23 protein-coding genes and 1 tRNA gene are annotated in these 26,140 nt (G+C 45.0%); 9 read left to right on the top strand and 15 right to left on the bottom strand.

From position 1 onward, the window contains the following. Positions 1 to 62: 62 nt before the first annotated feature. From VFC92_12220 to VFC92_12200, 5 genes are all read right to left on the bottom strand, one after another. Positions 63 to 788 carry a hypothetical protein gene (locus VFC92_12220; protein HZK08946.1) on the bottom strand — a complete coding sequence of 242 codons (726 nt, stop codon included), beginning with the start codon at positions 786 to 788 and terminating at the stop codon, positions 63 to 65. Between the two features lie 167 nt (positions 789 to 955). Further along, positions 956 to 1,828, bottom strand: a complete 873-nt coding sequence (locus tag VFC92_12215; GenBank protein HZK08945.1) for an FKBP-type peptidyl-prolyl cis-trans isomerase — start codon at positions 1,826 to 1,828, stop codon at positions 956 to 958. A gap of 50 nt (positions 1,829 to 1,878) precedes the next feature. Beyond that, positions 1,879 to 2,742 carry an FKBP-type peptidyl-prolyl cis-trans isomerase gene (locus VFC92_12210; protein ID HZK08944.1) on the bottom strand — a complete coding sequence of 288 codons (864 nt, stop codon included), beginning with the start codon at positions 2,740 to 2,742 and terminating at the stop codon, positions 1,879 to 1,881. Positions 2,743 to 2,754: 12 nt separating this feature from the next. Continuing rightward, entirely contained in the window at positions 2,755 to 3,297 is a 543-nt protein-coding gene (locus VFC92_12205) for an FKBP-type peptidyl-prolyl cis-trans isomerase (protein ID HZK08943.1), read from the bottom strand. Positions 3,298 to 3,307: 10 nt separating this feature from the next. Continuing rightward, entirely contained in the window at positions 3,308 to 4,336 is a 1,029-nt protein-coding gene (locus VFC92_12200) for a bifunctional oligoribonuclease/PAP phosphatase NrnA (protein ID HZK08942.1), read from the bottom strand. Between the two features lie 123 nt (positions 4,337 to 4,459). Here VFC92_12200 and ndk point away from each other — a divergent pair, with 123 nt between their 5' ends. Beyond that, on the top strand, positions 4,460 to 4,900 hold the full coding sequence (gene ndk, locus VFC92_12195; GenBank protein HZK08941.1) for a nucleoside-diphosphate kinase: 441 nt from the start codon (positions 4,460 to 4,462) through the stop codon (positions 4,898 to 4,900). Here ndk and VFC92_12190 read toward each other — a convergent pair. The 3 genes from VFC92_12190 to VFC92_12180 all read right to left on the bottom strand — a co-directional run bounded on the left by VFC92_12190 (position 4,875) and on the right by VFC92_12180 (position 10,538). Beyond that, positions 4,875 to 5,402 (bottom strand): helix-turn-helix transcriptional regulator, encoded by a 528-nt coding sequence (locus VFC92_12190; GenBank protein HZK08940.1) that lies wholly within the window; start codon positions 5,400 to 5,402, stop codon positions 4,875 to 4,877. The genes ndk and VFC92_12190 overlap by 26 nt on opposite strands. An 858-nt stretch (positions 5,403 to 6,260) precedes the next feature. Further along, on the bottom strand, positions 6,261 to 7,970 hold the full coding sequence (locus VFC92_12185; GenBank protein HZK08939.1) for a S8 family serine peptidase: 1,710 nt from the start codon (positions 7,968 to 7,970) through the stop codon (positions 6,261 to 6,263). A gap of 240 nt (positions 7,971 to 8,210) precedes the next feature. Further along, a complete protein-coding gene (locus tag VFC92_12180) occupies positions 8,211 to 10,538 on the bottom strand; it encodes a sodium-translocating pyrophosphatase (protein ID HZK08938.1) in 2,328 nt (775 codons plus the stop codon). 642 nt (positions 10,539 to 11,180) lie between these two features. On the opposite strand from VFC92_12180, the gene VFC92_12175 reads away from it, so the two are divergent. Continuing rightward, positions 11,181 to 11,618 carry an ATP-binding protein gene (locus VFC92_12175; protein ID HZK08937.1) on the top strand — a complete coding sequence of 146 codons (438 nt, stop codon included), beginning with the start codon at positions 11,181 to 11,183 and terminating at the stop codon, positions 11,616 to 11,618. Between the two features lie 107 nt (positions 11,619 to 11,725). Here the strand turns inward: VFC92_12175 and ftcD are convergent, their stop codons facing one another. Beyond that, positions 11,726 to 13,411 (bottom strand): glutamate formimidoyltransferase, encoded by a 1,686-nt coding sequence (ftcD, locus tag VFC92_12170; GenBank protein ID HZK08936.1) that lies wholly within the window; start codon positions 13,409 to 13,411, stop codon positions 11,726 to 11,728. Positions 13,412 to 13,772: 361 nt separating this feature from the next. On the opposite strand from ftcD, the gene VFC92_12165 reads away from it, so the two are divergent. The 3 genes from VFC92_12165 (at position 13,773) to VFC92_12155 (ending at position 16,425) form a co-directional block, all read left to right on the top strand. Next, complete coding sequence (locus VFC92_12165) at positions 13,773 to 14,033, top strand: RNA-binding protein (GenBank protein ID HZK08935.1); 261 nt, start codon at positions 13,773 to 13,775, stop codon at positions 14,031 to 14,033. Between the two features lie 256 nt (positions 14,034 to 14,289). Beyond that, complete coding sequence (locus VFC92_12160; protein HZK08934.1) at positions 14,290 to 14,739, top strand: cold shock domain-containing protein; 450 nt, start codon at positions 14,290 to 14,292, stop codon at positions 14,737 to 14,739. Positions 14,740 to 14,748: 9 nt separating this feature from the next. Further along, complete coding sequence (locus VFC92_12155; GenBank protein HZK08933.1) at positions 14,749 to 16,425, top strand: AMP-binding protein; 1,677 nt, start codon at positions 14,749 to 14,751, stop codon at positions 16,423 to 16,425. 58 nt (positions 16,426 to 16,483) lie between these two features. Here VFC92_12155 and VFC92_12150 read toward each other — a convergent pair whose 3' ends face one another. From VFC92_12150 to VFC92_12135, 4 genes are read right to left on the bottom strand one after another with little or no spacing between them, the layout of a single operon-like run. Then, complete coding sequence (locus VFC92_12150) at positions 16,484 to 17,425, bottom strand: DMT family transporter (GenBank protein HZK08932.1); 942 nt, start codon at positions 17,423 to 17,425, stop codon at positions 16,484 to 16,486. Between the two features lie 8 nt (positions 17,426 to 17,433). Continuing rightward, positions 17,434 to 18,132: a YciI family protein gene (locus VFC92_12145; protein ID HZK08931.1), complete on the bottom strand. Its 699-nt coding sequence runs from the start codon at positions 18,130 to 18,132 to the stop codon at positions 17,434 to 17,436. 26 nt (positions 18,133 to 18,158) lie between these two features. Further along, positions 18,159 to 19,097, bottom strand: a complete 939-nt coding sequence (gene miaA, locus VFC92_12140) for a tRNA (adenosine(37)-N6)-dimethylallyltransferase MiaA (protein ID HZK08930.1) — start codon at positions 19,095 to 19,097, stop codon at positions 18,159 to 18,161. Continuing rightward, entirely contained in the window at positions 19,067 to 20,248 is a 1,182-nt protein-coding gene (locus VFC92_12135; protein ID HZK08929.1) for a glycosyltransferase, read from the bottom strand. Before VFC92_12135 ends, miaA begins: the two co-directional genes overlap by 31 nt. 333 nt (positions 20,249 to 20,581) lie before the next feature. Here VFC92_12135 and VFC92_12130 point away from each other — a divergent pair, with 333 nt between their 5' ends. From VFC92_12130 to VFC92_12115, 4 genes are all read left to right on the top strand, one after another. Continuing rightward, positions 20,582 to 22,303, top strand: a complete 1,722-nt coding sequence (locus VFC92_12130; protein ID HZK08928.1) for an aromatic amino acid hydroxylase — start codon at positions 20,582 to 20,584, stop codon at positions 22,301 to 22,303. 97 nt (positions 22,304 to 22,400) lie between these two features. Further along, on the top strand, positions 22,401 to 23,090 hold the full coding sequence (locus VFC92_12125) for a cytidylate kinase-like family protein (GenBank protein HZK08927.1): 690 nt from the start codon (positions 22,401 to 22,403) through the stop codon (positions 23,088 to 23,090). 188 nt (positions 23,091 to 23,278) lie between these two features. Further along, positions 23,279 to 23,890, top strand: a complete 612-nt coding sequence (locus tag VFC92_12120; GenBank protein HZK08926.1) for a fumarylacetoacetate hydrolase family protein — start codon at positions 23,279 to 23,281, stop codon at positions 23,888 to 23,890. A gap of 127 nt (positions 23,891 to 24,017) precedes the next feature. Continuing rightward, a tRNA-Arg gene (locus tag VFC92_12115) sits at positions 24,018 to 24,091 on the top strand. Between the two features lie 307 nt (positions 24,092 to 24,398). On the opposite strand, the gene VFC92_12110 is transcribed toward VFC92_12115, so the two are convergent. Both VFC92_12110 and VFC92_12105 read right to left on the bottom strand, forming a co-directional pair. Then, positions 24,399 to 24,617, bottom strand: coding sequence for a hypothetical protein (locus tag VFC92_12110; protein HZK08925.1), 219 nt, complete (start codon positions 24,615 to 24,617; stop codon positions 24,399 to 24,401). Positions 24,618 to 24,646: 29 nt separating this feature from the next. Beyond that, on the bottom strand, positions 24,647 to 25,780 hold the full coding sequence (locus VFC92_12105; protein HZK08924.1) for a RimK family alpha-L-glutamate ligase: 1,134 nt from the start codon (positions 25,778 to 25,780) through the stop codon (positions 24,647 to 24,649). Positions 25,781 to 26,140: the final 360 nt, after the last annotated feature.

Genomic DNA, 26,140 nt, shown 5'->3' with positions numbered 1-26,140 from the left:
CTTGGAGCAATGCAGTTTTTTTATTGGATACAGAAAACGCACGAATCGGGCGCCTGTAAGTTTTATAATTTATCCATCAGTTCGGCCTGTAGTGATGGCTGCTGGATGGTGTGGCTCTTGATGCTGCTGTTCCAGTGTTCATCCACCAAAGCAATGAGGTCGGCATCAGCACGCGAAATGTAGCTGAAGATGAGATAAAACCCGTTGTATTCGCTGCGCAGAAAGCTCTGGTTTTTGCCTCGAATCAAAAAATCTGTTGCCGGAGTTTTTAGTCCGTTGAGATATTTTTTTTGCAATACGTTAATCACCTCAGCGCGGCTTTCAACAGTGGAGTGGTTGAAAGTAATTTGTCCCAGAAAAAATCTGCCATTGGCAAAAAAGAAATATTTCTTCATTTCATGGCCAAACACCTCACTTTTATACCCCAGCACCTGGAGTTCGAAAGCCTTTAGACGATTAGCATTTATGCAAATGGGCGAAGGGAAGGCTTTGATAATTTCCTTAAATCTTTGCCCATATTCTGCATCCGAAAACTCAATTTCTACATCTGTATCGAAAGTTGGCAGCTCAGGTGAGAGTTTGTAGTGGCTCGCCAGATGATTGATAAAATCATCTTTGATGCAGTAAGAATAAGGGCTTTGGCGGATGTATCGCTTGTAAGTGGCTACATAATTTGCACTGTATTTGCCAAAGAATAAGCGCGCTCCCAGAATGTGAAAACGCGGATACATTCTGATCAATATGACCAATACTAAGAGAGCAACAGCGGCTATAATAATAAGTTTCATTTCTATTTGATGATTTTGTCCGTTGCAAAATAAATCATTTTCCCGATGCCCAAGAGCGTTCATCATTACAAATGATCAAAAAGCGGTTTTTAAAGATTTATCGCAAAAAAACCGCCGGAGCTTTTGAGCGTCCGGCGGCTAATATTTTCTGCAATAGCAGTATGATCTTATTTCACGATGTCGATAAGTTCAACGTCGAATATCAGTGGAGAAAAAGGTGGAATATCGCGTCCGGCACCACGTTCGCCATAACCCATTTCACTCGGTATGATCAATCTGGCTTTGCTGCCCACGTTGAGCATAGCAATGCCTTCGTCCCAACCTCTGATCACACGACCCTGTCCAAGCACAAACTCGAAAGGTTGGCCGCGGTCGACGGACGAATCGAATTTAGTACCATCGAGCAGCATGCCGGTATAATGCACTTTCACATTGTCGCCGGCAACAGGTTTTGGACCATTGCCCTGTTCGGTTACAATCACGTACATGCCCATTTCGGTAGGAATAGCGTCGATATTGTTTTCCTGCACATAAGCCGCAATTTTTTCGCCTTCTTCGTCGCGCATTGTGTTGCGTTCGGCTTCCATTTCCGCCATCACTTCTTCTTCAGTTTGAATTTTGGTAAGCATCACGTGAAACTCCAGATCTTTCAGATCTTTGGCAAAGTCGGGAAGTTTGGGATATCCTGCTGTCTTCACAAAGAAAGAATCGGCATTCAAAATAAAAGTAGCGCTGTCGCCCTGGTGCAGCATTGCCATCATTTCATAGAAATCACCGGGATAGGTCGACTCCTGCATGGCCAGCATCATATTCTGTTCGGGCATCTCAGTCGAGTTAAAAAACAAAGTGTCAGGAGTTCCGTAGGTCATTTTCATCGAAATGATGTCGCCAGCCTCAGGAACAGGATTATCTTTGTTTAACACATGAATTTTGTACTGCAGGCCGCTGTCAGTAGTTTTGTAGGCTTGTCCGTTACACGAATTCATCACAGTCATCAGGCTGACTGCAACCATCATAAGCATCAGTTTGCTTCTCATCATAATTTTACTTTTTAAATTTACTAATAATTGTCAGTTTATAAATAGTTAAATCAATTCACAATTTCGATTATCTCTACATCAAAAATCAGTGGGCTATAGGGTTTCACACCTTCGCGTTCGTAGCTTCCGTAGGCCAGCGACGAGGGCACTATCCATCGTGCTTTGCCGCCTTGCTTCATCATCAGAATAGCTTCTTCCCAGCCTGCCAGCATCTCGCCGCTGCCGGCCACAAAAGTAATTGGCATCCCGCGGTCGTACGACGAATAATAAACCGAGCCATCGAGCAATGACCCGATGTAGTGAACTTTAACGGCGTCACCATTTTTCACATTTGGTCCGTTGCCTTCCGTCATGGGGATATAATACAATCCACTTTCGGTGGGATTTTGTGTGATGCTGTTTTTTTCGACATAATCGGCGATTGCCTTATTCTCCGCCGACTTGCGTTCGGTTGCTTCCAGGCGGCGGGCTTTCACCGCAGGTGTTTCGGTGATAATATTTACCACCTTCAAATCAAAATATAATTTGTCTTCGCCATTAGCATAATCCGGAATCTGCGGCGATTGCATCATTTTAATAAAAAAATCTTCGGTATCAATAATGAAAGTGGCGCTGTCGCCCTGATGCATCAGCATGATGCCTTCGAGCAAATCGCCTTCGTAAATAGGATCAATTTGAAATGGTATTGTGTGGTAACCGCTTTCAAAGAGCACACTGTCCTTTGTGCCATAGTTCATCAATACTTCCACAATGTCGTAGATTTTCACTGCTCGCGCCGTGTCGTTTTTGATATGAAACTTGTATTGCAGTCCGCTGGCTGTTTGCTCAAATTGCTTCTCATTACCACATCCGAACAACAAAAGGATAGCTGAAATCCATAAAAATTGCTGTAGCAAAAAACCTTTTTTCATCATTATTTTTTAAAATTATTTAAGCTCAACGAGCTGTATATCATAGATTAAAGTTGATTTTGGAGGAACTTTATTTTGATCACCAGTAAGCCCAAAAGCAAGGTGCGAAGGTAGAATAAATTTGGCACGGTCGCCTTGGTGCAACATTAATATTCCCTGATGTAACCCCGATGGAACGGCGGCATCCTGCCCGATTCGGATGGTCAGCTGCCTTGATTTACCGGAGCTGAGAACGGTGTCTCCATTGAGCAAAGTTGCCTGATAATCGATGCTCGCAAGCATTCCATCCAGTGCCTGTTTGCCCTTGCCGTGTTCGTAAATCATGTAACGCAACCCGGTGCCTGTGGTTTTCAAATCCCATTTATAGCGTTTAACGAAATCATCAATCTGTTGCTCCTCTATCTTCACAGCCCGACGATTGGCATCGAAAAGCTGTTCCTGAAGGGCTTTGCCTGTTGGCTGATGATTTTGGGATTTGTCATTTTGTGAATGCTGATTGCATCCGAAAAAGATAAATTCAGAAATCAACAGAAAAAAGATCAGTTTTTTGAGAAACATCCGGCTTTTATCAGATTTGATATTGCAATTCATTTAGATACAACGGCAAAACGGTTTTAATCTTTTCGATGGTTTCCTGCATAGAAATCTCTGAGTTGCCTCCAGCCGCATTGCGATGCCCGCCTCCGTCGAAATGTTCGCGCGCCAGCTTGTTCACTTCAAAGCTACCCTTAGACCGGAACGAAAGCCTTACCAGACCATCACGCTCGGTAAGTAAAATGGAAACATTGATGCTGCTGATCGACAGAGGAAAATTAACAATTCCTTCGGTATCGCCGGGTTTATGATCAAAACGCTCAAACTCTTCTTTGGTGAGCCAGATGATGGCCGTACGAAAAGGATGCAGTACGAGCAGCTTCTGATCAAAGGCATAGCCCATCAGCCGTAGTCTTTTTTCTGAAAAGGTGTCGAATATGCGCCGGTGGAGCAGCTCAGCATCCACACCGCGCTTTATCAGGTCGGCTGTGATAAGATAAACGTCGGGATCGTTGCACGCAAAACTGAATGACCCGGTGTCGGTAATAATGCCTGTGTAGAGGCTTTCTGCTGCCGCTTTATCAATGTGTTTTTCCAAATGCAACTGCTGCAGAAATTTATAAACCAGCTCGGCAGTAGACGATGCCGATGGCTCAGAATACAAATAATCGAAAGCGCTGATATCAGGCTGCGGATGGTGATCGATAAGTATTTTAACGGCAGGCGAGGCTTCTAGTGGCTTTTGCATCTTTTCGCCCACGCGCCGGGGAGAATTGTAGTCAAGACAAAAAATCAACCCAGCCTCTTCAAAAACCTGTTCAATTTTGGAAGAATCCTGCTCATCAAAAATGAGGATTTTGTCACCGCCTTCAATCCAGCTTATCGACTTCGGAATAGTGTTGGGCACTACAACCGTGCTTTTTATTCCCGCATTCTTCAGCGTATGATACAGTGCCATGCTGCTGCCAATGGCATCGCCATCAGGATTGTGATGTGTGGTGATGAGAATGTTTTTGGTATTTTCCAGCAATTTCTTAATGGCAGCGATTTGTGTAGTAGTCAAAATGAACAGATTATTGGCGGTTTTCAATAATAAAAAGAAGGCAGCAAAAGTATAATAAAAAACGTTAAAACACTGACCCCGTTGGTGGTTTTGCTATTTTTGTCCAAACAAAAACTTCCCACGATGAAAGGCAACATAACCTTCACAATGATCAAACCTACGGCCATTCAAAGAGGCCATGCAGGTCATATTCTGGCCAAAATTACCGATGCCGGGTTCCAGATCACAGCGCTCAAACTCACGCGTCTTACTGAAGAGCAAGCCAAAAAGTTTTACGAAGTCCATATCGACAGACCATTTTATGAAGAGCTTGTTAGTTTTATGTCGTCAGGGCCAATTGTGGCGGCTATCCTCCAGCGCGATAACGCCGTAGAAGAGTATCGCCATCTTATAGGTTCAACTGATCCTGCCAAGGCTGCAGAAGGTACAGTCCGCAGACAATTTGGTACCAGTTTGCAGGCCAACGCCGTGCACGGCTCCGACAGTGATGAAAATGCACAGATCGAAGCCGGCTTCTTTTTCTCTACATTCGAGCGTTTCAGTTTTCAGGCGAATACACCGTAAAGGTTTTGTCGTTGTAGAAAATCACAATCTTTTCAGTTTTTTTCCCCGGAGCCTCCATCAAAGGTTTTTCTGTGTAATGTTTTTGTTCCTGTTCTAAAGGCTGTTTTGGAGTATTATCCTCTTCATTACCAACTTCTTCCCTCTTTTCCTTAGCACTTTTTGCCTCTGTAGGTTTCGATATTTCCGGCACAGCCTGCCGGGACACCGTTGTTTCCGATTCTTCGATAGGTTTACGCACCATCGATATTTGCGCCGGAGAAACATCTTCATCAAATAAAGTGTAATCGCGTGTCATTGCACCTATGCCATCGATCAGCCATTCGGTACGCACCTCTTTAAAACGATCCAGAACTTTTTTTACCAAATCCAGGCTCGGCTTATTCCTCCCGGAAATAATGTGCGAGATGTTGCTTGGTTGTACACCGATGCTTTCTGCAAATTCAGCATTGGTCATTCCTTTGGTCGCAATTAACAATTCTATTCTCTCTTTAAGCTTATCCATTTCTTGATTTCTTTAAGATTACAAATGTACATTTATTTATCAACCACAGCCTTTCATGTGTTAATTTACATTTCTGTTAGTGATTTACATTTGTGTATTTCTACTATTGTACTTTAAGTAGTTATGTTAATATGCAGAATACCAATGATATAGCTGTATGCAGCTACCCCACTGCTAGAGACATTATTATTCTAGGTACGTTCTGATGCATACGTTAAGGTAAATCAATAGATGCACTGGTTATTAGCACATTAAACTTTAGACGTTTACTATCTTAAATATTAAGCCTCTTTTAGGTAGTAATTTACAAACGTTAACAGCTTTACAAATGTTATTATTAGTTACATTTGTGTATTTACTTAATCTTCACATTTGTAACGATAGGCTGGTCTACAAATGTAACGTCTTAGGGGCGTTACCAAATAGACTAATGACTAGACTTCTGTTTGAGAAAAGTAATCTGGACTGTAGCAATGAGCATAAAGATGGGAAGCCTCTCTCCTATTTATCCCTGCCTTAAACATTTCATCGTAAATTAAAAGAAACGATTTGTTTAATTAAAGTTTAGACTTTTAGGTAAAGGGCTGTAGTTGGATTAAAGAAAAGAGCCTAATCTGAGGCTAGATTGCGCAGCGTAGAATGAATTTCAATGGGGGATTTCCTTTTGATGCAGTGAATATGCTCCCTATTTGAGGATAAAAAGGCTTGTAATTGCTTTCTTATGAATCGTAATCTATTCAATCATAGTTAACTACGACTGGAATTATAGAAATACCATTTGCGCTTTAAAGGACATAAAAAAAGCCGGAAAAATCCGGCTTTGCTAATATTTATGTTTTTGGATGTAATCCCTTACTTCTACAGCGACTTAAGAATTTTGCGAGATAGCACCTCCCCTACCGAAGAAATCCTGACAAGGTAAACGCCCTTTCTGAGCGATTGGAGCTGTGGTATTTTAAAATAGTTAAGACCCGGCTTAGGAATCACATTTTCTTTGCTGTAAATCTGTCGCCCTGCAATATCCACAATCTGAATAGTGACGGTTTGCGTGTCGCTTGAGTGATAAACTATGTTGATCTGGTCGGTAAAAGGATTTGGGTAAAGTTTTATTCGATTTTCCCTGGTCACGCGGCTGGCGTTGAAATTCGACAGAATAATACCCGCCACGGCATAATTAGGGATACCATAACCCAGCAGGTAATCAGGATTGGTCGACTGTGAAGCACTTTGCTGAATGGCATTCATGATGTCGGTATTACGCAGGTCGGGGGCCATCTGCCACAGGCAGGCGGTCATGCCGGCGATGATGGGCGAAGAAAAAGAGGTGCCGCTTGCCGCGGAAATACCACCACTCGTCGAAGCCACTACAGTGCTGGCACCCTGCGCGACCACATTGGGTTTCTGGCGCCCGTCGGCCGTTGGCCCGATGGAACTAAAACTCACATACTGCCCGGTGGCATTTACGGCTCCAATCGAAAAAACGCTGTCGCCATCGGCAGGCGAACCTACCCAGGGCCAGTCGGTACCGCCTGAGTTGCCGGCACTATTTACTACAATCATCCCGACGTTGGCGGCATAATCAGCGCCAATGGTCGCTGGTGCTGTGTTTCCATCCATATCAGAATACACATGGTTTTGGGCTGGATTATCAAAAGTCTTGTAGCTCAGTGAGGAGTTGATGATGTCGGCACCGGCGCTGTCGGCATATTCAGCACCAGCCACCCAATTGTATTCTTCGATGAGATATTCAGTGGGTGTGTATTCGGTGCGGATAAGATGGTAGGCTGCTTTGGGAGCAGTGCCTACAATCTGTCCGGGCAGGTTGGCTCCCATTGTAGAGAGCACCGATGTGCCGTGTGTGCTCTTCTGATAAACATTGTTGCCAGGCTCAGTAAAATCGCGTGTGCTCAGAATTAATCCGTTGAGGCGCAGACTGTCGAAGGCTGCCATCTGATCGGTGTAAAGAAAACCACCATCCAATACGGCGATCACCATTCCCTGACCCTGAAAACCATCGTCGTGGAGTGCAACGCCACCGATCATCTCTATCTGGTTCAGACTTGGACCATACTCGAGACTGGTGGTAGCTGAAGCAGATTTAAACGTAGCCTTTCGTTCGGCGAGGAACTCCTTCATCTCGTAAGGCTTATTCATGGCAAACAAGTCAGCTTCCTCTGTTTTCACTTCTTCTTTTTTAAATCCTACATTTTTAACGGTATTTTTAACAAAAGGAAGTGCTTCTATCTCGATGATCTTCGCGGGATCGTTGGTTTGAATCACTACCCCGTTGAGCCATTTTACAGGATAAGTTATCATCACACCGACATCGGCTACAGCCTGCAAATAATTGGGATTAACAGGCAAATCGTTGACGCGCACTGGGATGTAATATCGCTCACGACGCTCGATGGCACGTTCTGAAAGAAATTCCTGAGGATTTTCGATGGAATAGGGCGAGTTGGCTTTGTTAATGAAGGCCACGAAATATTTATCGCCCTCATTGATTTGCGCCGAAGCAAACAATATCGACAAGCCAAAGAAAAAAAGTAGTGATAGCTTTTTGATCATAAGATATGGATGTTAGAAATTGGTTAGTAGATTTTTTAATTAACGAAACCGGACGATTTTTGGTTCACCTCCGGAAGTTTGAATATTCACAGTCTTTTATTATTAATAAAGGAGCAAAGATAACACAAGCTTGCAATTGTTGGTTGCGGCATTTGGGTAGGATCAGCGCTGTTTGGTAGGATAAAAAAAGCCATCTGCAAATTAAAATTTACAGATGGCTTTTCTTTAAATCAAATATTATTAGAGAAGACTAATAGTAACGGTTAAACCAGCCATTACCACCGAAACCATTGTCATCAGCTTAATTAAAATATTCAAAGAGGGTCCCGAAGTATCTTTAAACGGATCGCCAACGGTATCGCCAACTACGGCAGCTTTGTGAGCTTCGCTGCCTTTGCCACCGTAATTTCCCTTTTCAATGAATTTTTTGGCGTTGTCCCATGCGCCTCCGGCATTGTTCATAAACACAGCCAGGGTGAATCCGGAGGTGAGAACACCTGCCAGCAATCCAACCACACCGGCTACGCCCATGGCAGCACCAACAATTACAGGCACTGCAATAGCTACCAGCGAAGGCAGCAACATTTCGCGTTGAGCGCCTTTGGTTGATATTTCAACGCATCTGGCATAATCAGGTATTGCCGTTTCATCCATAATCCCTTTAATTTCGCGGAACTGCCTGCGTACTTCATCTACCATAGCACCAGCTGCACGGCCAACAGCTTTCATGGTCATGGCGCTGAAAAGAAACGCCATCATGGAGCCAAGGAAAATTCCTCCAAGAAACAATGGATTAAATAAAGTAATATCGTAGGCTGCTGAAAAATCTTTTACCGACGCTGTTGAAATTTTAACCACTTGAAACCCTTCCTGCACTACCGGAACTATATCGTGATAAAAGACATAACTACCTTTGGTAACAAACCCTTCACCATTTATAGCAATTTTATCAAACCACATCCTGATTTCTTCCATGTAGGCTGCTATGAGAGCCATCGCGGTAAGTGCGGCCGAGCCAATGGCAAAGCCTTTGCCTGTAGCTGCAGTTGTATTTCCAAGCATATCGAGAGCATCCGTACGTTCGCGCACTTCGTGAGGGAGGTGGGACATTTCAGCATTCCCGCCGGCATTGTCGGCAATCGGGCCAAACGCATCGGTGGCAAGGGTAATACCCAATGTTGAAAGCATACCAACGGCAGCAAAACCAATTCCATAAACACCCATCGCAAAATGATGTGCACCACCGGCAGCCCAAAATGCACCCATAATACCTAACACTATGGTTACAGCCGGAATCCAGGTAGAATACATCCCCACTGCCAGTCCATCTATTATAGTTGTTGCCGGGCCTTGCTGTGCGTTTTTGGCAATGCCTTTTGTAGGTTTGTACTCATCCGAAGTAAAATACTCTGCTGCCTGACCGATGATAACACCGGCAGCGAGGCCTATTACCACAGCCCAGAAAACTCCCCAGGTTACCCAGCCCAGCATTACCAGTCCTATCATTGCAAAAAGAACGAGCAGTGAGCTACCTCCTGTACCAAGCAGCAAGGCATTGAGAAGGTTCTTTTGGGTAGCTGTTTCTTTGGTTCGAACCATGAAAATACCGGCAATGGAGAGAATAATTCCGATGGCGGATACGATCATTGGAGCCAGAACAGCTTGATATGCCGTAAGTCCAGCATCTTTAATAACCAAGGCGGGCAGCGAAGCGCCCAGCGCGGCCGTTGCCAGAATGGATCCGGCATAGGATTCATAAAGGTCAGCTCCCATGCCAGCAACATCACCCACATTGTCGCCCACATTGTCGGCAATGGTTGCGGGGTTGCGTGGATCATCTTCCGGAATACCGGCTTCCACTTTACCCACCAGGTCGGCACCCACATCAGCTGCTTTGGTATAAATTCCTCCACCAACTCGGGCAAACAATGCCTGGGTGGATGCGCCCATACCAAAAGTAAGCATGGTAACGGTAATTTCAATTAGTTTAAATCGCTCACCGTCTGCGTTAATCATCCCGTTCGTGATATAGTTTGGATGCGCAGGCACCAGGTTAAGCCCGGCAAAATGAAGACCGGTAGCCATATTTTCGGCAGTGTAAACATATTCGTTCAAAATCCAGAACCAGGCGGCAATATCAAGAAGCGCAAAACCAACCACCACCAGGCCCATCACTGCGCCGCTGCGAAAAGCAACCTGCAATCCTTTGTTTAACGACTGCATTGCCCCCTGGGCTGTGCGCGCCGATGCAAAGGTGGCAGTCTTCATTCCCAAAAAACCGCACAAACCCGAGAAAAAACCACCCGTTAGAAATGCAACCGGCACAAAAGGATTCTGCACATTGAAGTAGGCCATAATAATCAGCAGCACAAACAAAATGAAAAACACAATGGCCACCACTTTATACTGCCTTTTTAAATAGGCCATGGCCCCCTCCCGCACATATTGTGCAATCTCCTTCATGCGGGGAGTGCCTTCTGAATTTTTCATCATCGACTTGAAGAAAAACCATGCAAATGCCAGTGCTAGCAATGAAGCGATAGGAACAATTAAGAAAATGTTGCTCATAACATGATAATTTTTGTGTAACAAATGTTACGGTTTAGATTAATGAATAAAAAGTCGGCCAGTGTTACCAGAAATCCCCAGTATAGTATGTCTCCTTCTTTTATCCCAGCGGGAATAGCTAGGTTGGCTTCGCTTGCAAACGACATTGCAGGTAGCAGCAGTGCAAACATAAACGTGAGGATTCTTCTTCATGATTAAAAGGATGTTTTGTACTTAATTTGCTTACAAAGCACAAATGTAATTTTATTGATCATAAGGAAACATTTTCTCACATTAATTTAACGGAATTTAGATTTTTTCTATGAAAATGGCTGCTGGAGGAGTAAAATCAGTGCTGATGAATCGTTAAAGCGGAAATGCTTCTAAGCATCAAAATCTTAAAGTTTTCTTGATCTTTAGGCAAATCCAAACTTCAACTTTGGATTTGCATAAAAAAGAATTGCTCCAGGCTTTCTGGAGAAGCTCGCTTTTCGATGGATTTTAAATTCCCAAAGTATTTGAAGAATTTGTAACCAGAGCATGTTTTTAGTCCCGGTCAGTAATAGCTGAGTTACAGAAACAGGCAGTAATTCATCGTTTTTCGACCTTCTTTAAAAACTTCCGGTTTCGCCGCTTTTTATACTTTCGTAAAAATTTGCTGCCATGGCTGCTGTTGTTAAAAAGATTTTGACGATTATTAATAATGTCTCCCAAATAGGATTGGTGATTGCGCTGATCGAAAAAATGGGCAACGACAACAATCTCCGTAAGGACAAAATTATGGAGATGATGCTTGCTGCCGAAGAAATGATCTGTAACATCATCAATTATGGTTATGATGATGAAAAAGTACACGAGATTTCTGTAAGCGTGGTTCTTAAAGAAGATTTGTTGCGCGTTGAGATACGCGATGATGCTTCTGCTTTCGATCCTTTAGATGTTCCTCCGCCGGAGAGTCTGGAGCTGCCTGCGCAACAGCGGCTGCCCGGCGGACTGGGGATTCATCTGGCACGAAAGCTCACAGACCGGATAACCTATCGGCGTAAAAAAAACAAGAACGTTCTGATACTTGAAAAAGATATGACGCTCGCAGACAAGTAGTATTCATTCATTTTATCGCCAAGCAACATATTAAAAAGAGGGGAGTGACAGATTTTCCTTCACTCCCCTCTACTATTCTGAGGATGATCTTCAACCAATCGACCACACTATTTTATTTTTTCATCCACAAGCGCTACAATTTCACGTTCGAGTGCTTCGGCGGCTTTTTCGATCTCTCTACCTTCGCTGAGCAGTTTTTCTACAAATACCTTATCATTAACACCTGAAGCATTGATGCGCACATTCATGTAGGCGCCGCGAACAGCAACCCTGGCGCATAATGCACCTACGCCTGCATCCGATACCGAACTGGGGTTTCCGCTTATGGCCATGGCTTTCATCACCTGCATCGACGCGTACGATTTTTCCATTACCCTGAACGGAATCTGCATAGCATATTTGGATGCATCTTCGATAGCTTGCTTGCGATCGGCTTTTTCCTGTTCGCTATTTTTGGGCATCCCAAAGGCATCCATAATTTTGTTGAAGGCGCGCGTATCCTCATCCACCAGGTGAAGCAGCTCATCTTTGAATGCCTGTCCTTTTTCGGCCCAATTGGAAAACTCTTCCCAGCGCTCGTCCCAGCCACGTTTGTGTGCGCTTAGGTTTGCCACCATGGTGCCCAGCGAAACTCCCAGCACGCCGGCATAGGCTGCAATAGAACCACCTCCCGGCGCAGGCGACTCTGAGGCCGTTTCGTCGGCAAATTCCGCCAGGTTTAGATCTACCAGCTTTTTACTTCTCTCCTCGGCAATCATGTACTCGATGATTTTTTCTTTTGGATTGAAAGGTTTCAGATCATCGAGTCCGAGGGATTTCACAGCAATTTTTATCAGCTCCGATTCCGAAACACCGGCAGATCGTTGTTGCTTATGCAAAAAATATTTTCCTGCATCAAGCAAAGCTTTAAGCGGCACCAATCCCACCAGCTCTGAACCAGTGACACGAATGCCGCGTTCGGTGGCTTTGCGGCTTGCCTCTTCAAAAGCTACATGAACCGGGGTAATGCAAATGTTGGTAAGATTGAGCGAAATCTGTGCGATTCCATATTCCTCGATGTACCAGCCAATGCCTTTCACCGACTTGAGAGTGCCGGGTGTAAATATTTTATTTCCATGCTCGTCCACCGCTACCTTTCCGATGATGGGATGACCTTCGCGTTTTACGCGGCCTCGCTCACGAATGTCGAAGGCAATTGAGTTGGCGCGGCGTGTAGAGGTTGTATTGAGATTGATATTGTAAGCCACTAAAAAATCGCGTGCTCCAACAGCAGTAGCGCCGCTGTGTGCGTTGAACTTAGCCGGACCGAAATCGGGTTTCCACTCGGGCTTTGACAACCTGTCGGCCAGTCCTTCATATTCACCTGAACGGCACACTGCCAGATTGCGGCGCTTTTCGATAAGGGCTGCACTTTCGTAGCAGTACACCGGTATCTCCAATTCTTCACCAACGCGCTTGGCAAGTTGGTGTGCGTATTCCACCGTTTCTTCCATCGTAACATTAGCCACCGGCACCAGTGGACACACATCGGTAGCGCCCATGCGTGGATGCTCACCTCTGTGCTTGCTCATGTCGATAATGTGCGATGCTTTTTTTATGGCAAGAAATGCCGCCTCTATAACATTTTCGGGTGTGCCCACAAAAGTTACCACCGTGCGGTTGGTGGCTTTGCCCGGGTCTACGTCGAGCAGCTTTACGCCGTCTACCGATTCTATTGCTTGGGTAATTTGCCGGATAATGTTCATATCACGGCCTTCGCTAAAGTTGGGAACACATTCGATCAGTCGTTTCATCTATCTTTTATTTTATGATTTTTTAAATAATGTCTAAATCTTAATAAGGCGGCAAAAATAACCAACCCTGAGCAGGTTGCGAAATGTTTTTTATAAGTAGCTGTAAATGTCAGGAAAAGCAATGCAGCAAAAGGTTGTCATTAGCAAACATTAAAATAAAATCGAAAAATAGGTTATTAAAAAAAAACTATCTTTGCCAACGATTTATAATTTTGTGCTTTAGTTACTACGTTACCTTGTTGTTCTTAGTACCCCACTGCTCGCTTGCGTAAATCCGAATTAAACAATTTGAAGATTTTTGAGTTATTATCTCAGACATTTTGAATAACAAAATTACTTTTAAATTAAATTTTATCAAACAATGAACATTTATGTAGGAAACCTTGATTTCAAGGTGAATGAAAACGACCTGGAAGGGTTATTCGAATCGTATGGCAACGTAAGTTCCGCCAAAGTTATCGTCGACAAATTCAGTGGCAGAAGCAAAGGTTTTGGTTTTGTAACTATGGATGACGATGAAGAAGCCAAACAGGCTATCGCAGAGTTAAACGGCACTTCTTTTCAGAGCCGCGACATTATCGTGAACGAAGCACGACCCAAAAGAACCGATTACGACAGATAGTCGGAGAGAAATCAGGATGGGTGATTTGCAAACATTTGAAATCAGTTTATCCTGAAAACACAACAGCCGGCAATAATTACTGGCTTGTAAAAACCGAAAAGAACTTTAGAGAGGACAATACAACATTTGAAACCTTTAAATCGGAATTGACAACAATACCCATTCACGGCTACGGCACGGGATGGGTATTGCTTTATTACCAAAAAGATTTTATTAATAGTTAAAATTCATAATTAAAACATCGATTCAAACAAACATGGGAAGATCACAAGACACCTTTAACAAAAAAGAAGTAAGAAATAAACAGGAGAAAAAACGAAAAGAGAAAGAAAAAAAACGGCTCGCAAAGCGCGAAGTTGACAAAAAAGGCGATCTCGACGACATGATTGCTTATGTTGATGAATTTGGCCGACTTAGCGAAACAGCTCCTGATCCTTCCCTAAAACAAGAAGTAAACCTCGAAGACATCGAAATAGGCGTTCCCAAACGCAACAATGAACCTCTGGATCCCATACGTACCGGTACGGTAACATTCTTTAACGATAGCAAAGGCTACGGGTTTATCCGCGACAGCGAAACCAAAGAGAGCGTTTTCGTTCATGCCGTCAATCTGCTCGAAGATATTACAGAAGGCAATCTGGTGCGGTTTGAAGTGGAGATGGGAATGAAAGGCATTGCCGCCGTGCGGGTATCCATCAAAAAATAAAAACACTGAATGTATAACCATTCACCGCTGACCTTTGGCAACATTCTGCCGGAGGTTGTCAGCAAATACAGCCAGCTGCCTGCTCTGGGCTTTGTCGGCGAAACTCCCCTTACTTATCACGAATTGGGTCTGCACATGGATGCAGTGATGGCTTATCTCGAAGAATTGGCCATCGTGCCCGGCGACAAAGTGGCGATCCTAAGCCAAAATATGCCTCATTGGGGCATTGTTTATTTTGCGCTTCAGCGAATGGGAATAGTTGTGGTGCCGCTGCTGCCCGACTTTAGTACGCACGAAATTTCTAATATAATCCTACATTCCGGCCTGAAAGCCATTTTTGTGTCGGAGAATCTGCAATATAAAATTGACAGATTGGAAACCCCTTTCGAGGGAACAGTAATTAGTCTTGATGATTTTAGTCTGACTAAGGGGAATTTAGCAAAAGCGGTTTTTGATATTACAAAAAAACCTGCCGGAACCTATTCCCCTACCGAAGACGAGCTGAGCATTCTGCTATACACTTCCGGCACCACCGGTGAGCCAAAAGGTGTTATGCTTTCGCAAAAAAACGTGATTACCAACGCCATCCAGTCCAACGCTGTGCAGCCCATATTGCCAGGCGACAAATTCCTGAGTGTGCTGCCACTGTCGCATACCTACGAAAACACACTTGGCTTGGTGCTGCCCATAATGAGAGGCGGCAATGTGAACTATTTGCTTAAGCCACCCACCGCCAGCGTGCTGGTACCAGCCATGCAGACTGTGCGCCCCGACATCATGCTCACGGTACCCTTGATCATCGAAAAAGTTTATAAAACAAGCATCCTTCCGGAGATTCAGGAAAAAGCAGCTACCCGGCTGCTAACAAAATTTGCCCCAACCCGCCGGATTATCCACCAAATGGCAGGACGTAAGCTGATGAAGAAATTTGGAGGAAGGATCAAGTTTTTTGGTATCGGCGGCGCCAAGCTCGATGCCACAGTCGAACGATTTTTGCGTGAAGCACGGTTTCCGTATGCCATTGGTTACGGACTTACCGAGACGGCTCCGCTGCTTGCCGGCACCAACCCGCACGGCACACGACTGCAAGCCATCGGCCCGGCAGTGATAGAATGTGAACTAAAGATTGCCAACCCAAACCCGCGTACCGGAGAAGGCGAGATTTGGGCTAAAGGTGCTAACATCATGCTTGGATATTATAAAAGCCCTGAGCGCACCAGCGAGGTGTTTACCGAAGATGGCTGGTTTAAAACCGGCGACCTGGGCGTGTTCGACAAAGATGGCTACCTGAGCCACAAGGGTCGGCTCAAAAATATGATACTTGGCGCTAACGGCGAAAACATCTATCCCGAAGAGATTGAAACACTCATAAATAACTTCCGCCACGTAATCGAATCGCTGGTGGTAGAACAAAAAGGCAAACTGGTAGCCATGGTGCATTATAATCGCGAGGAGCTGGAGCTAAAGATGAAAGAGATGAAAGCCGATTTTTCGCAAAGGATGGATGAGAAAATAGAAGAAATTACCGCACGTGCTGATAAAGCCATCGAAGAGCTTTCGCAGGAGTTGCAAAACTATATTAATAGCAGAGTCAATAAAATTTCGCGTATCCATGTGATGGTAGAACAACGCGACCCGTTTCAGAAAACCGCCACCCAAAAGATCAAACGATACCTTTACGGATAGAAGAAGTTGTCGGCTAGTCAAGGAGTGGATGTTTGCAATGCGAAAACTTTTCTGTTCCTTATTTTCCTTTTACAAAAAAGCGATACACGTTGGCGAAGTTGTTTTTTTTCGCATTCATCTGAGACATCATTACGCCTGTGATCACCACCACCATTCCCAGGATTTTTTGCATCTCGAAGAGTTCGCCCAGAATGATGAATGAAAATATTGCTGTAAAAACGGGGATTAGGTTTGTAAAGAGGTTGGTTCGGCTGATGCCAATTTCGCGTGAAGAAATGGTGAAAAAGACAAACGCCAGAGAGGAGGCAAACACAGCAAGCAACAACAGTGAGGTGATGAGCTCCGTGGTGGGCTGTACGGTGATAAAATGCCGGAAGTCGAAGATGAAAAATAGTGGAAGGAAATAAAGCGCACCAATAAGATTTTGTACAGCGATGATAAAAAATGCGTCGTAGCGAGCAGCAAGCTTTTTGAGTAGCACCGAATATAAAACCGCTGTAACCACAGCCAGCGACAACCAAGCCACCCCGACGGGTGAAACCGACAGCGATAAATCCCGTTCAAGTAGCATAAATAGAACGCCAAGAAACGAAACGATCAGCCCAATAACATTAAGCAACGACAGCCGTTCGCGATATACCAGATAAGCCACTATGGGCGTAAACACCGGAATGGTGGCAATGATTACCGCAGTAACCGTGGGCGTGGAATGCTTCAGGCCATAGTTTTCGCCCAAAAAATACAGAAAAGGATTGAATGCTGCCGAGAGCAGAAAGAGCCGCAGGTCGGCACGCCGCAGGCGCCGCAATCTTCCAAACACGGCAAGCCCGGCAAAAAGCAGTGCCGACGACAGGATAAGTCGCAGCAGTACAGTTGTAATAGGTTCGTAATAATCGAGCACGATCTTGGACCAGACGAAGCTCATGCCCCAAAACACCATCGCTAGCGTTATCAGGATGTAGGTATAGACAGGTTTCAGTTTCACTTTTTCAGAATTCATAAAGTCATCTACCTGTGCTGGATGTTCGTTTTTTGTTCAGGTTTGCGCTCGCAGAAGGTTCCCTGTGCAACCCATAAAATACTTGTTACGGGGCGGTATATTCCGGATTTGACAAATGGATCGTATTCCAGGAAATGATCAAACTTGTCCGCATCGGCATTAAAAGCTACCAGCACTCCCCCTTTGCCTGAGCCAAAATCGGCATCAGCAATTAGTGAACTTTCATAAAAATTCATTTTCAGATAACTGCTGTGACGCTTGCTTAGTTTTTCAAGCTTCTTCTCAGATTGTTCGGCCATAGCTTCCGGTACGGGAACATAGCGGATGAACTGATATTCGACCATTTCATATTTTTCGGGAGTTGGACAAATCCCACCGATGGTCATGCTAAAAGGAAATGCTTCGGCAACAAATCTGCCGGCGGCTACTGCCGGATCATTGTTGATGATGGCCAGTGTTTCGTCGAGTGTGGCCGCCGCCAGCACAAACATGCCGCCACCGCCATGAAATGATCCTGATGCCAGCAGGCACCGGGCTTTTTTCAGACTATCAATGTTGGCCAGATGGGCGGCCTGTAGTGCGTCAACCTCTGCTTTCGATAACTCTGCTCCGGCAGGATTGCTGGTTAGAAATACAAAATATTTCCCTGAAGGACTTTGCGCTCCGACGCTTAACATCAGCGTCATAAAAATCAGAAGAAGCTTCATCCGCCGTGATTGTCTTACAAACATCATTACAGATAATCTTTTGTAGCATTGATGACAGCCTGCAATTTGTCGTCGAGCGACAGGTTCCCCTCGATCCAAATGATGGTAATGCCTTTTTTCTCCATTCTCCTGAACCAGGTAATTTGTCGTTTGGCATATTGATGAATGGCTGTGTTGAGCTGCTTGAACATGTCGTTGTAATTGGTTTCGCCGGTAATATAGTCGGTGATGTGGCGATATTCGAGGCCGTAAAACGACAATTGATCTGCGGTGAGTCCACTTTCCATAAGCTTCTTCACCTCGTCGATCATACCGTCGTTGAGGCGATGGCTCAGGCGCTCGGTGATGCGTTGGCGCAGTTGGTTACGCTCCATATTAATGCCGAATACCGTGTGGCGGATAGACGGAAACACGACATCCTCGCTGTTGTTGTCCTGGCGATATTTGGCAATTTCGATGGCGCGGATGGCCCGGTCGCGGTCGGTGCTATCGGTGGTATTGTGCGTTTTGCGGTAGATTTCGAGCACTTCCACGAGTTCCCGCAGCGATTTTTTGTCAAGCTCGTTGCGCAGCTTTTGGTTGCGAGGCACATCGTCGAGCAGATAACCCTGAAGCACAGCTTCGAGATACAAGCCGGTACCGCCGCACATCACAGGAAGTTTTTCGCGTTTCACAATATCCTCAAACACGCCTAAAAAGTCGCGTTGAAATTCAAAAACATTATATTCAGTGCCTGCCTCTACTATGTCGATAAGATGATGTGGAATTTTTTTGTCATCCACAGTATAATCTACATAATCTTTGCCGGTGCCCAGGTTCATGCCACGATACACCTGGCGCGAATCGGCGCTGATGATCTCGCCCTGCAGTTTGTCAGCCACACGCGCGGCAAGTTTCGTTTTTCCGGTGGCAGTTGCTCCCAGAATAGTAATCATCATCGGAGGAGTTTGGTTTTCTGTCGCCATAGTTTTTCGTTTATAGTTAGAAAATCTCTTATTTTATTTAATTGATCAACTGTAGCCGTGCTGAAGTTGAAATATGTTGGATGGACACCTTGTACGATGGTGTCGTTGGGATAAAAAGCAAGCAGGAAATCGTAGAGGTTTTGTTCGTCGGAGGCATTTTGCTGTTGATGACGCCACCTTAGAAACTGCAAAATGCGCAATGCATCTACTTTTTGAAAAGCAGCACGTGCAAATCCTGCTGCATCGCGGTTGTTTTGCCGCAGCGCATTCCAGTGGTCGTGGCCAAACTTTTCAGCGAGAAATGCGGTCATGGGAAGTTCCACATCACCGCCGAAGAGTTCATCAAACCGGTCGAACGTAGTTTTCACTTCATCAAAAAGATGATAGTTGTATATTGGATAAGAACTCCAGTCGCCGGCATCGCCACGAATCATTGCCGGGCCGGTGCCAAAGAGCACTCTGTCGCTAAAGCGTGCTGCCGGAAGCGCAGCAGCATTGGTATGAATGAGTATGGGTGTATATTTCCTAAGTTTTTGAATAAAATAAAAATCCTCGCCACTGCGGTGAGGAGTTATGCCGCCCACGGCCCGATAGGCTTCACGGGTGCATGCCATAGCCGATCCTATCGCCGTAAAGGCATAAGGATTTTCGATGCGCAACATATTGAGTGCATAGTAGCGCATGTAAATTTCGTAACGCAACACGGCTCGATCGGCAGCCTGCTCACCGGTGAGGGGATGATAATACCATTGCGCCGCAGCGCCCGCCTGCTCGTTGTCAGAAAAATCGTCGGCTACAGCCTGCAAAAAATCGGGATGGTAATGTGTGTCAGCGTCCATGGTTTGGAGTAAATCGCCAGCTTCGGACTGTCGCGCCGCCTCATCCATGGTAGTTTTGCGCGCCCAGCCTACTCCCTGATGTTTGGCGTTCCAGCCATTGCCCGGCGAGCAGCGATCGATAACCTGTAGCTGCGCATCCGACTTTTCCTGCAGCAGCTCAAGGGTGCGCCTGTTGCTTTCGCAGATGGCGCGACGCTCCGGGTCGTTCCACCATTGGTCGGGCTGATTAACACAAAAAATAGCTTTGTAATTGGGATAGGATTGCTGCCGGATGCTGTTGAGCAAATCAGGAATTTGTTCATACTCATCCATGAGTGGAATGGTTAACAATATTTTTGGCGCAGCTTTCACAAATCTTTATCTCACATTTTTTTCTGGCTGCAAAGGTAGTGGATAATGATGATTCACAAAAGAATGGTTTGATTTTAAATTTTAATCCCGCGAAAAAATAACATGGACAGAATCCAATACTCATTCATTGTCTGATTATCATTCATGGGCATTTCAGAAACATGGCCGTGCATCTCTACTTCTGTTTCACGTTAATAATTCCAAAATAATCAGCGTGGCGATTCTTTGGTGGACAAAACCATTATTTTTGGCAATCTGCTATTTTTATTTATTCAAAATAAAAGCATTGTTTTTATGGAAATGAATCATGTGCTCGATAAGCTCCCCCGGTATCTTTTAAATCTGGTCATCGACCAGCCTTACAATAGTTACACGCCACAGGATCATGCGGTATGGCGTTATGTGATGCGCCAAAACATAAAATATCTCAGCCGCATGGCGCATGGCAGCTATTTGGAAGGCTTGCGCAAAACGGGCATCTCCATCAATGAGATACCGCATATGTACGGCATGAATCGCATCCTGAAGGAAATTGGCTGGGCGGCGGTGGCTGTAGATGGCTTTATTCCGCCGGCAGCGTTCATGGAGTTTCAGGCCTACAATGTGCTGGTAATCGCTGCCGACATTCGCCCCATCGATCAGATAGAATATACTCCTGCCCCCGACATCATTCACGAAGCTGCCGGACATGCGCCTATCATCGCCGACGCCGACTATGCTGAATATCTGCGCCTTTTTGGCGAAATTGGCGCCAAAGCCCTCTCCTCCGCCAACGATTACAAACAGTACGAAGCTATTCGCCATTTGTCTATCCTCAAAGCCGACCCATATTCGAACGTTGACGCAGTGAGGCTGGCAGAGCAAAAACTCGAGGCTATCAATGCCAATTTGGGCGAGCCGTCGGAGATGTCGCTGATTCGAAACCTGCACTGGTGGACGGTGGAATATGGCCTTATCGGCGAATTGGAAAACCCAAAAATCTATGGCGCCGGGCTGCTCTCCTCCATCGGCGAGAGCTTCAGTTGTTTGCGTTCGGATGTTAAAAAACTGCCCTACACTTTAGATGCTGTTAAAACAAATTTCGATATTACAACCCGCCAGCCACAGCTATTTGTTATACCTGACTTTGCGCATCTTACCGCAGTGCTCTACGAATTTGCCGACACCATGGCCCAGCGGAGCGGCGGCACACAGGGGTTGCAAAAAGCCGTTAAATCTTCACATTTGGCTACAGCCGTTTACGCTTCGGGATTGCAGGTTTCGGGAACCTTTTCTAAAATAATTACAAAACAGCAACAGGCTATCTATCTGCAAACTTCCTCCCCTACCCAACTCTGCTATGCTGATGCACAATTGAGCGGACACGATAAATCGTACCATAAAGATGGATTTGGTTCGCCCATCGGGAATTTTAAAAATAGCAACACTCCTCCCGAAAATCTTGACATAACTCCACTGGAGGCGCTGGGCGTACGCTTAGGTGAGCATTGCCTGCTTGAGTTTGTTTCAGGCGTGGTGGTAGCGGGCAAGCTGCGGGGCATCCTTCGCCAGGAAGGGAGAAATTTGATTTTTTCTTTTGATGAATGCACCGTACGCTATCAGGATCAGGTGCTCTTTGAGCCACAATGGGGAATTTACGATATGGCCGTAGGAAGTAAAATTGTTTCGGTCTATTCCGGAGCCGCCGATCCGGAAGCGTATCAGATGAAATTTGCGCCTCCCGAAGAAAAAACCCATAAGATCACTCATTCAGACGAAGCCCGCCGATTGCATTCGCTTTATCAGGAGGTGCGCGATGTACGGGAACAAAAGCAATCTGCTGATGTGCTGCCCGATATCTGGAAAACTTTGCAGCAGGATTTCCCAAATGAATGGTTGTTACCGCTCGAAATATTGGAAATCGCCAGAGAAGGCGACTCTTTTGATCATTTGCGCAAAGCAATCACCGATTTTTTAGCTGAGCTTCAAAAAAGAAAACAGGAGCTGGCGGATCTTATCAATAACGGATTGAAGTAGATTCATGAATCGAAACCTGCACTTTAAAGGGTTAATGTTTTGATCTTGCTTTAGCGAAAAATTTGTATTTTGTCAATCACTTTTAAAACTATCTGCAATGAGTAATTTTCTGGAAGAATATCTGAAAGAAAGATTCCGGCAGGACGAACTTAAAAAAGAAGTTCCCGGCCCGGTGGTAACTCTTTCGCGCGAATACGGCTGTGAAGCAAACATCATTTCAAAAAAACTCGCCAAAAAGCTCAACACCAACTATCGTGCTTTCGGCCAGAAAGGCGACTGGAGGATTATTAGCAAAGAGGTATTGGAAACCTCGGCGCAAGAGCTGAAAACCGACAGTAAAAAACTTGAACACATCTTCGAAGAGAGTCGCACAAGTATCGACGACTTTCTGATGTCGCTCGCCGAACGGAAATATTACAGCGGCTGGAAGATAAAAGAGGTCATAAAAAAAGTAGTTCATGCTTTTGCCGTCGATGGATATGCAATTATCGTCGGACGCGCTGGAGCTCAAATCACCAGAGACATTGAAAAGTCTTTGCATGTGCGCCTCATCGCCCCAGTTCAGTGGCGCGTGGATCACATCGCCCATAAACATAATCTCTCACCCAAAGAAGCCAGCAAGAAAGTTAAGGAGATGGACGAAAATCGCCGGCAACTTCTCGATACCTTCTCAAAAGATCGCGGCTGCTACCAATGTTACGACGTGCACTACAATTTGAAATTCCTCAACACCGATCAAATCGTCTCGGACATCATCCACATGATGCAGCTCAAGAAGTTGATCTAAATTTCTAAAAGCAGTTCTACCGCAAATTTTGCCAAAGAATTCTGGCCTCTGTCGATTGCTTCCCGATAATTCCAGAAGTTTTTCGCTTTGTGATTTTTAGAAAATAGAACACCGCACGCCAAATATCTTTTACTTTTGCCAGCCTTACAAACATTCTTTAGCCACCAAATGCTTCAACTAACTATTTCATGAAAATAATCTGTATTGGCCGCAACTACATGGAACACGCTCGCGAACTTAACAATCCGCTGCCCCAGGAGCCGGTGTTTTTTATGAAGCCCGACACTTCGCTGATCATCCGAAACCGGCCTTTTTTCTATCCCGACTTTACCAGTGATTTGCACTACGAAGGTGAGCTGGTGCTGAAAATTTGTAAAAATGGCCGTCACATCGTAGAGAAATTCGCCCATACCTATTACGACAAGGTCGGTTTTGGTATTGATTTTACAGCGCGTGATCTGCAGCAGCAGCAAAAACAAAAAGGCCTTCCGTGGGAAATCGCCAAAGCTTTCGATGGCGCAGCACCAATTGGCACTTTCCTGCCCGTCGATTCGTTTGAGGATGTCAACAACATTCCCTTTCGCCTTATTTTGAATGGCGAGACCGTTCAGGATGGCAACTCTTCGCTAATGATTTTCAGCTTCGACAAGATCATCTCATACATTTCGCGCTTTGTATCGCTAAAGATGGGCGACCTGATTTTTACGGGAACACCTGCCGGCGTTGGGCCCGTCAAGATTGGCGACACACTCGAAGGATACATCGGCGAGCAACAAATGCTCCGGTGCATGATCAAATAAAATGTGAGGCAGCAGAACCTGTCAGGATGAAATTATTTTGGCGGTCACTTTTTTAATGATAAAAATAAATTACTTTTGCAGCCGTCTCAAAACAAATCGTTCTTTGTTAGTAACGACGACATAAATTGGCTCCGTAGCATAATTGGATAGTGCACCTGACTACGGATCAGGAGGTTCGGGGTTCGAATCCCTGCGGAGTCACTTACAAATCAGCCACTTACAAAATTATTTGTGAGTGGCTTTTTTTAATTCCGCACACAGTTCCGCACACAAAAAATGCTTTCACAGGCATATTACATGAAAACACGCCGTCAGAAATTACGAGAACCCAACAGGGCGGCGTAGGGTTCCATCATCGCGCCACTTGACTATACCGCACAAAAAAACCGCTAACCGGTATAATATCAACCAATTAGCGGAAAAAGCGCAATAATGAGGCAATTAATTAAGGAGATAGACGCCTTTTTTGGTAATTTCAATGCAGAAAAGGCAAAGTAGGCACGGCCTATTACTGGCATAGCATCTCATCCAGGGCTTTCATATTCTCATCCCAAGCCGCCAAATCAAATTCAAATTCCGACCGGCATAGCAACTCATCCAGGGCTTTCATATTCTCATCCCAAGCCGCCAAATCAAAATCAAATTCCGACCGGCATAGCATCTCATCCAGGGCTTTCATATTCTCATCCCAAGCCGCCAAATCAAAGACAAAGAATGAGTGCTCCATGGGGCGCGCATTCATTTCAAGGTTCCATTTTAAAGAAACTCCTTGCCCACCCGGTTTACATTTTCCATAAAAGAGGATGGACTGTTTACGGGAGGTACCGGAGTCGCCAAGCTGGGAGATATTTTTTTTGGTGCAGGAGTTGCCGCACCTGGTGAAAGAATTTCTACCAAAGCTGTTACTGACGCCATATCCCAAAATGGTTTGTTCGGGTGCCGTCTGCTCGATTCTGCCACAATGTATTTTGCAATGATACGGGCGCAATTTACCTTCGTCACTTCTTCAATGCCGCTCAAGCCTAAATTTTGGTTAACCTCGATAACAAAACTTTTGCCTTGTGTAGGGCTTCCGGGTTGTTCATCTCGAATTATATCAACGCCACTAATCCCGGCACCAACTGCCTTTGCCGCTCTGATAGCGTCCTGGCGTTCAATATCGTTTAACGTGATAGGCCGCCCGGATTTGTGAATACTAAAATTTGAGCGTGTATCTTTGTTTTCACTGATACGCTCGTAAGCCACAATTTGAGGATTTACCGTTTCCGGGCCGACAACCAGGGCGCGAATATCTGAGCGTTTGCCGACCTTGTTTTTATTAATATCCCGCTGAATAATTAGCGGAATGGAGTTGAAACTTTCCATAATTTGATTCGCAGATACTGGCTCTGTAAGCTGAAAAACGCCGACGCCTTTGCTCCCCCTAATTTGCTTAATCCAAACGGGAAAAGTTTTGTCCACCATCTCGATCAACTCACCAGGGTTTTTTGAGTGCCAACTCAAATTCTGACGTGGCACCGGTACTTTTGCGCGGCTCAATAGCTGGCTTGTTCTAAACTTATCGGTGCAATTTTCAGCAGCGAAGGCAGGGCAGGAAACAAATATCCCTAAGTTTTCAAATTGGCGCAGGATGTACATTCCATAAAGGAAAACGCTTCCGCCAATCCTGGTGACAACGCCTGCATAATCTTTGGCAATTAGCCTTTCAGATTTTTCGCTTTCGACATCTCGAAAATAAAGCCGATCATGGCCGTTTGCATCTGAAATAAACGGCACAAAGTGCATAGGGTTTCTAATCTCGGCTTCATGGCCTAAATTTTGAATCTCCGCTTTGATACGCTGATTGCTTTGGGAATTTTCATCCCCCGTTAAAATTAGAAATTTACTCATGATTTTTTAATTTAGAATGATTATTGATTGTGATTAATTTCAAGCCGTTGGCGCAAATACTCTGAAACGGAAATTCCTGCCTTTCGCGCGGCCTGTTTTATTTTTTGATAATCGTATTGGCTTACCGTTGTGGCAACCGTGCATTTAATTTTAATTGGCAATTCGTTTGGATTCATGGTTAATGTTTTTTGTTATCGTTCCGTTCCATCGGAAAAACGGAACGGGTTGTTCCTGGTTCCGAAAGTGGAACGGAACGATTTATTAAGGCTTTTTAACATTCGTTCCGTTCCGGGATACCGGAACGCCAGCGGAACGATAAATAAATAAAATATGATAAATAATTGATATACAGATAGTAAC

Source organism: Bacteroidales bacterium, assembly GCA_035647615.1.
In the GTDB taxonomy this organism is placed as follows: domain Bacteria; phylum Bacteroidota; class Bacteroidia; order Bacteroidales; family 4484-276; genus SABY01.
This window is presented reverse-complemented; position numbering and strand designations above follow the sequence as displayed.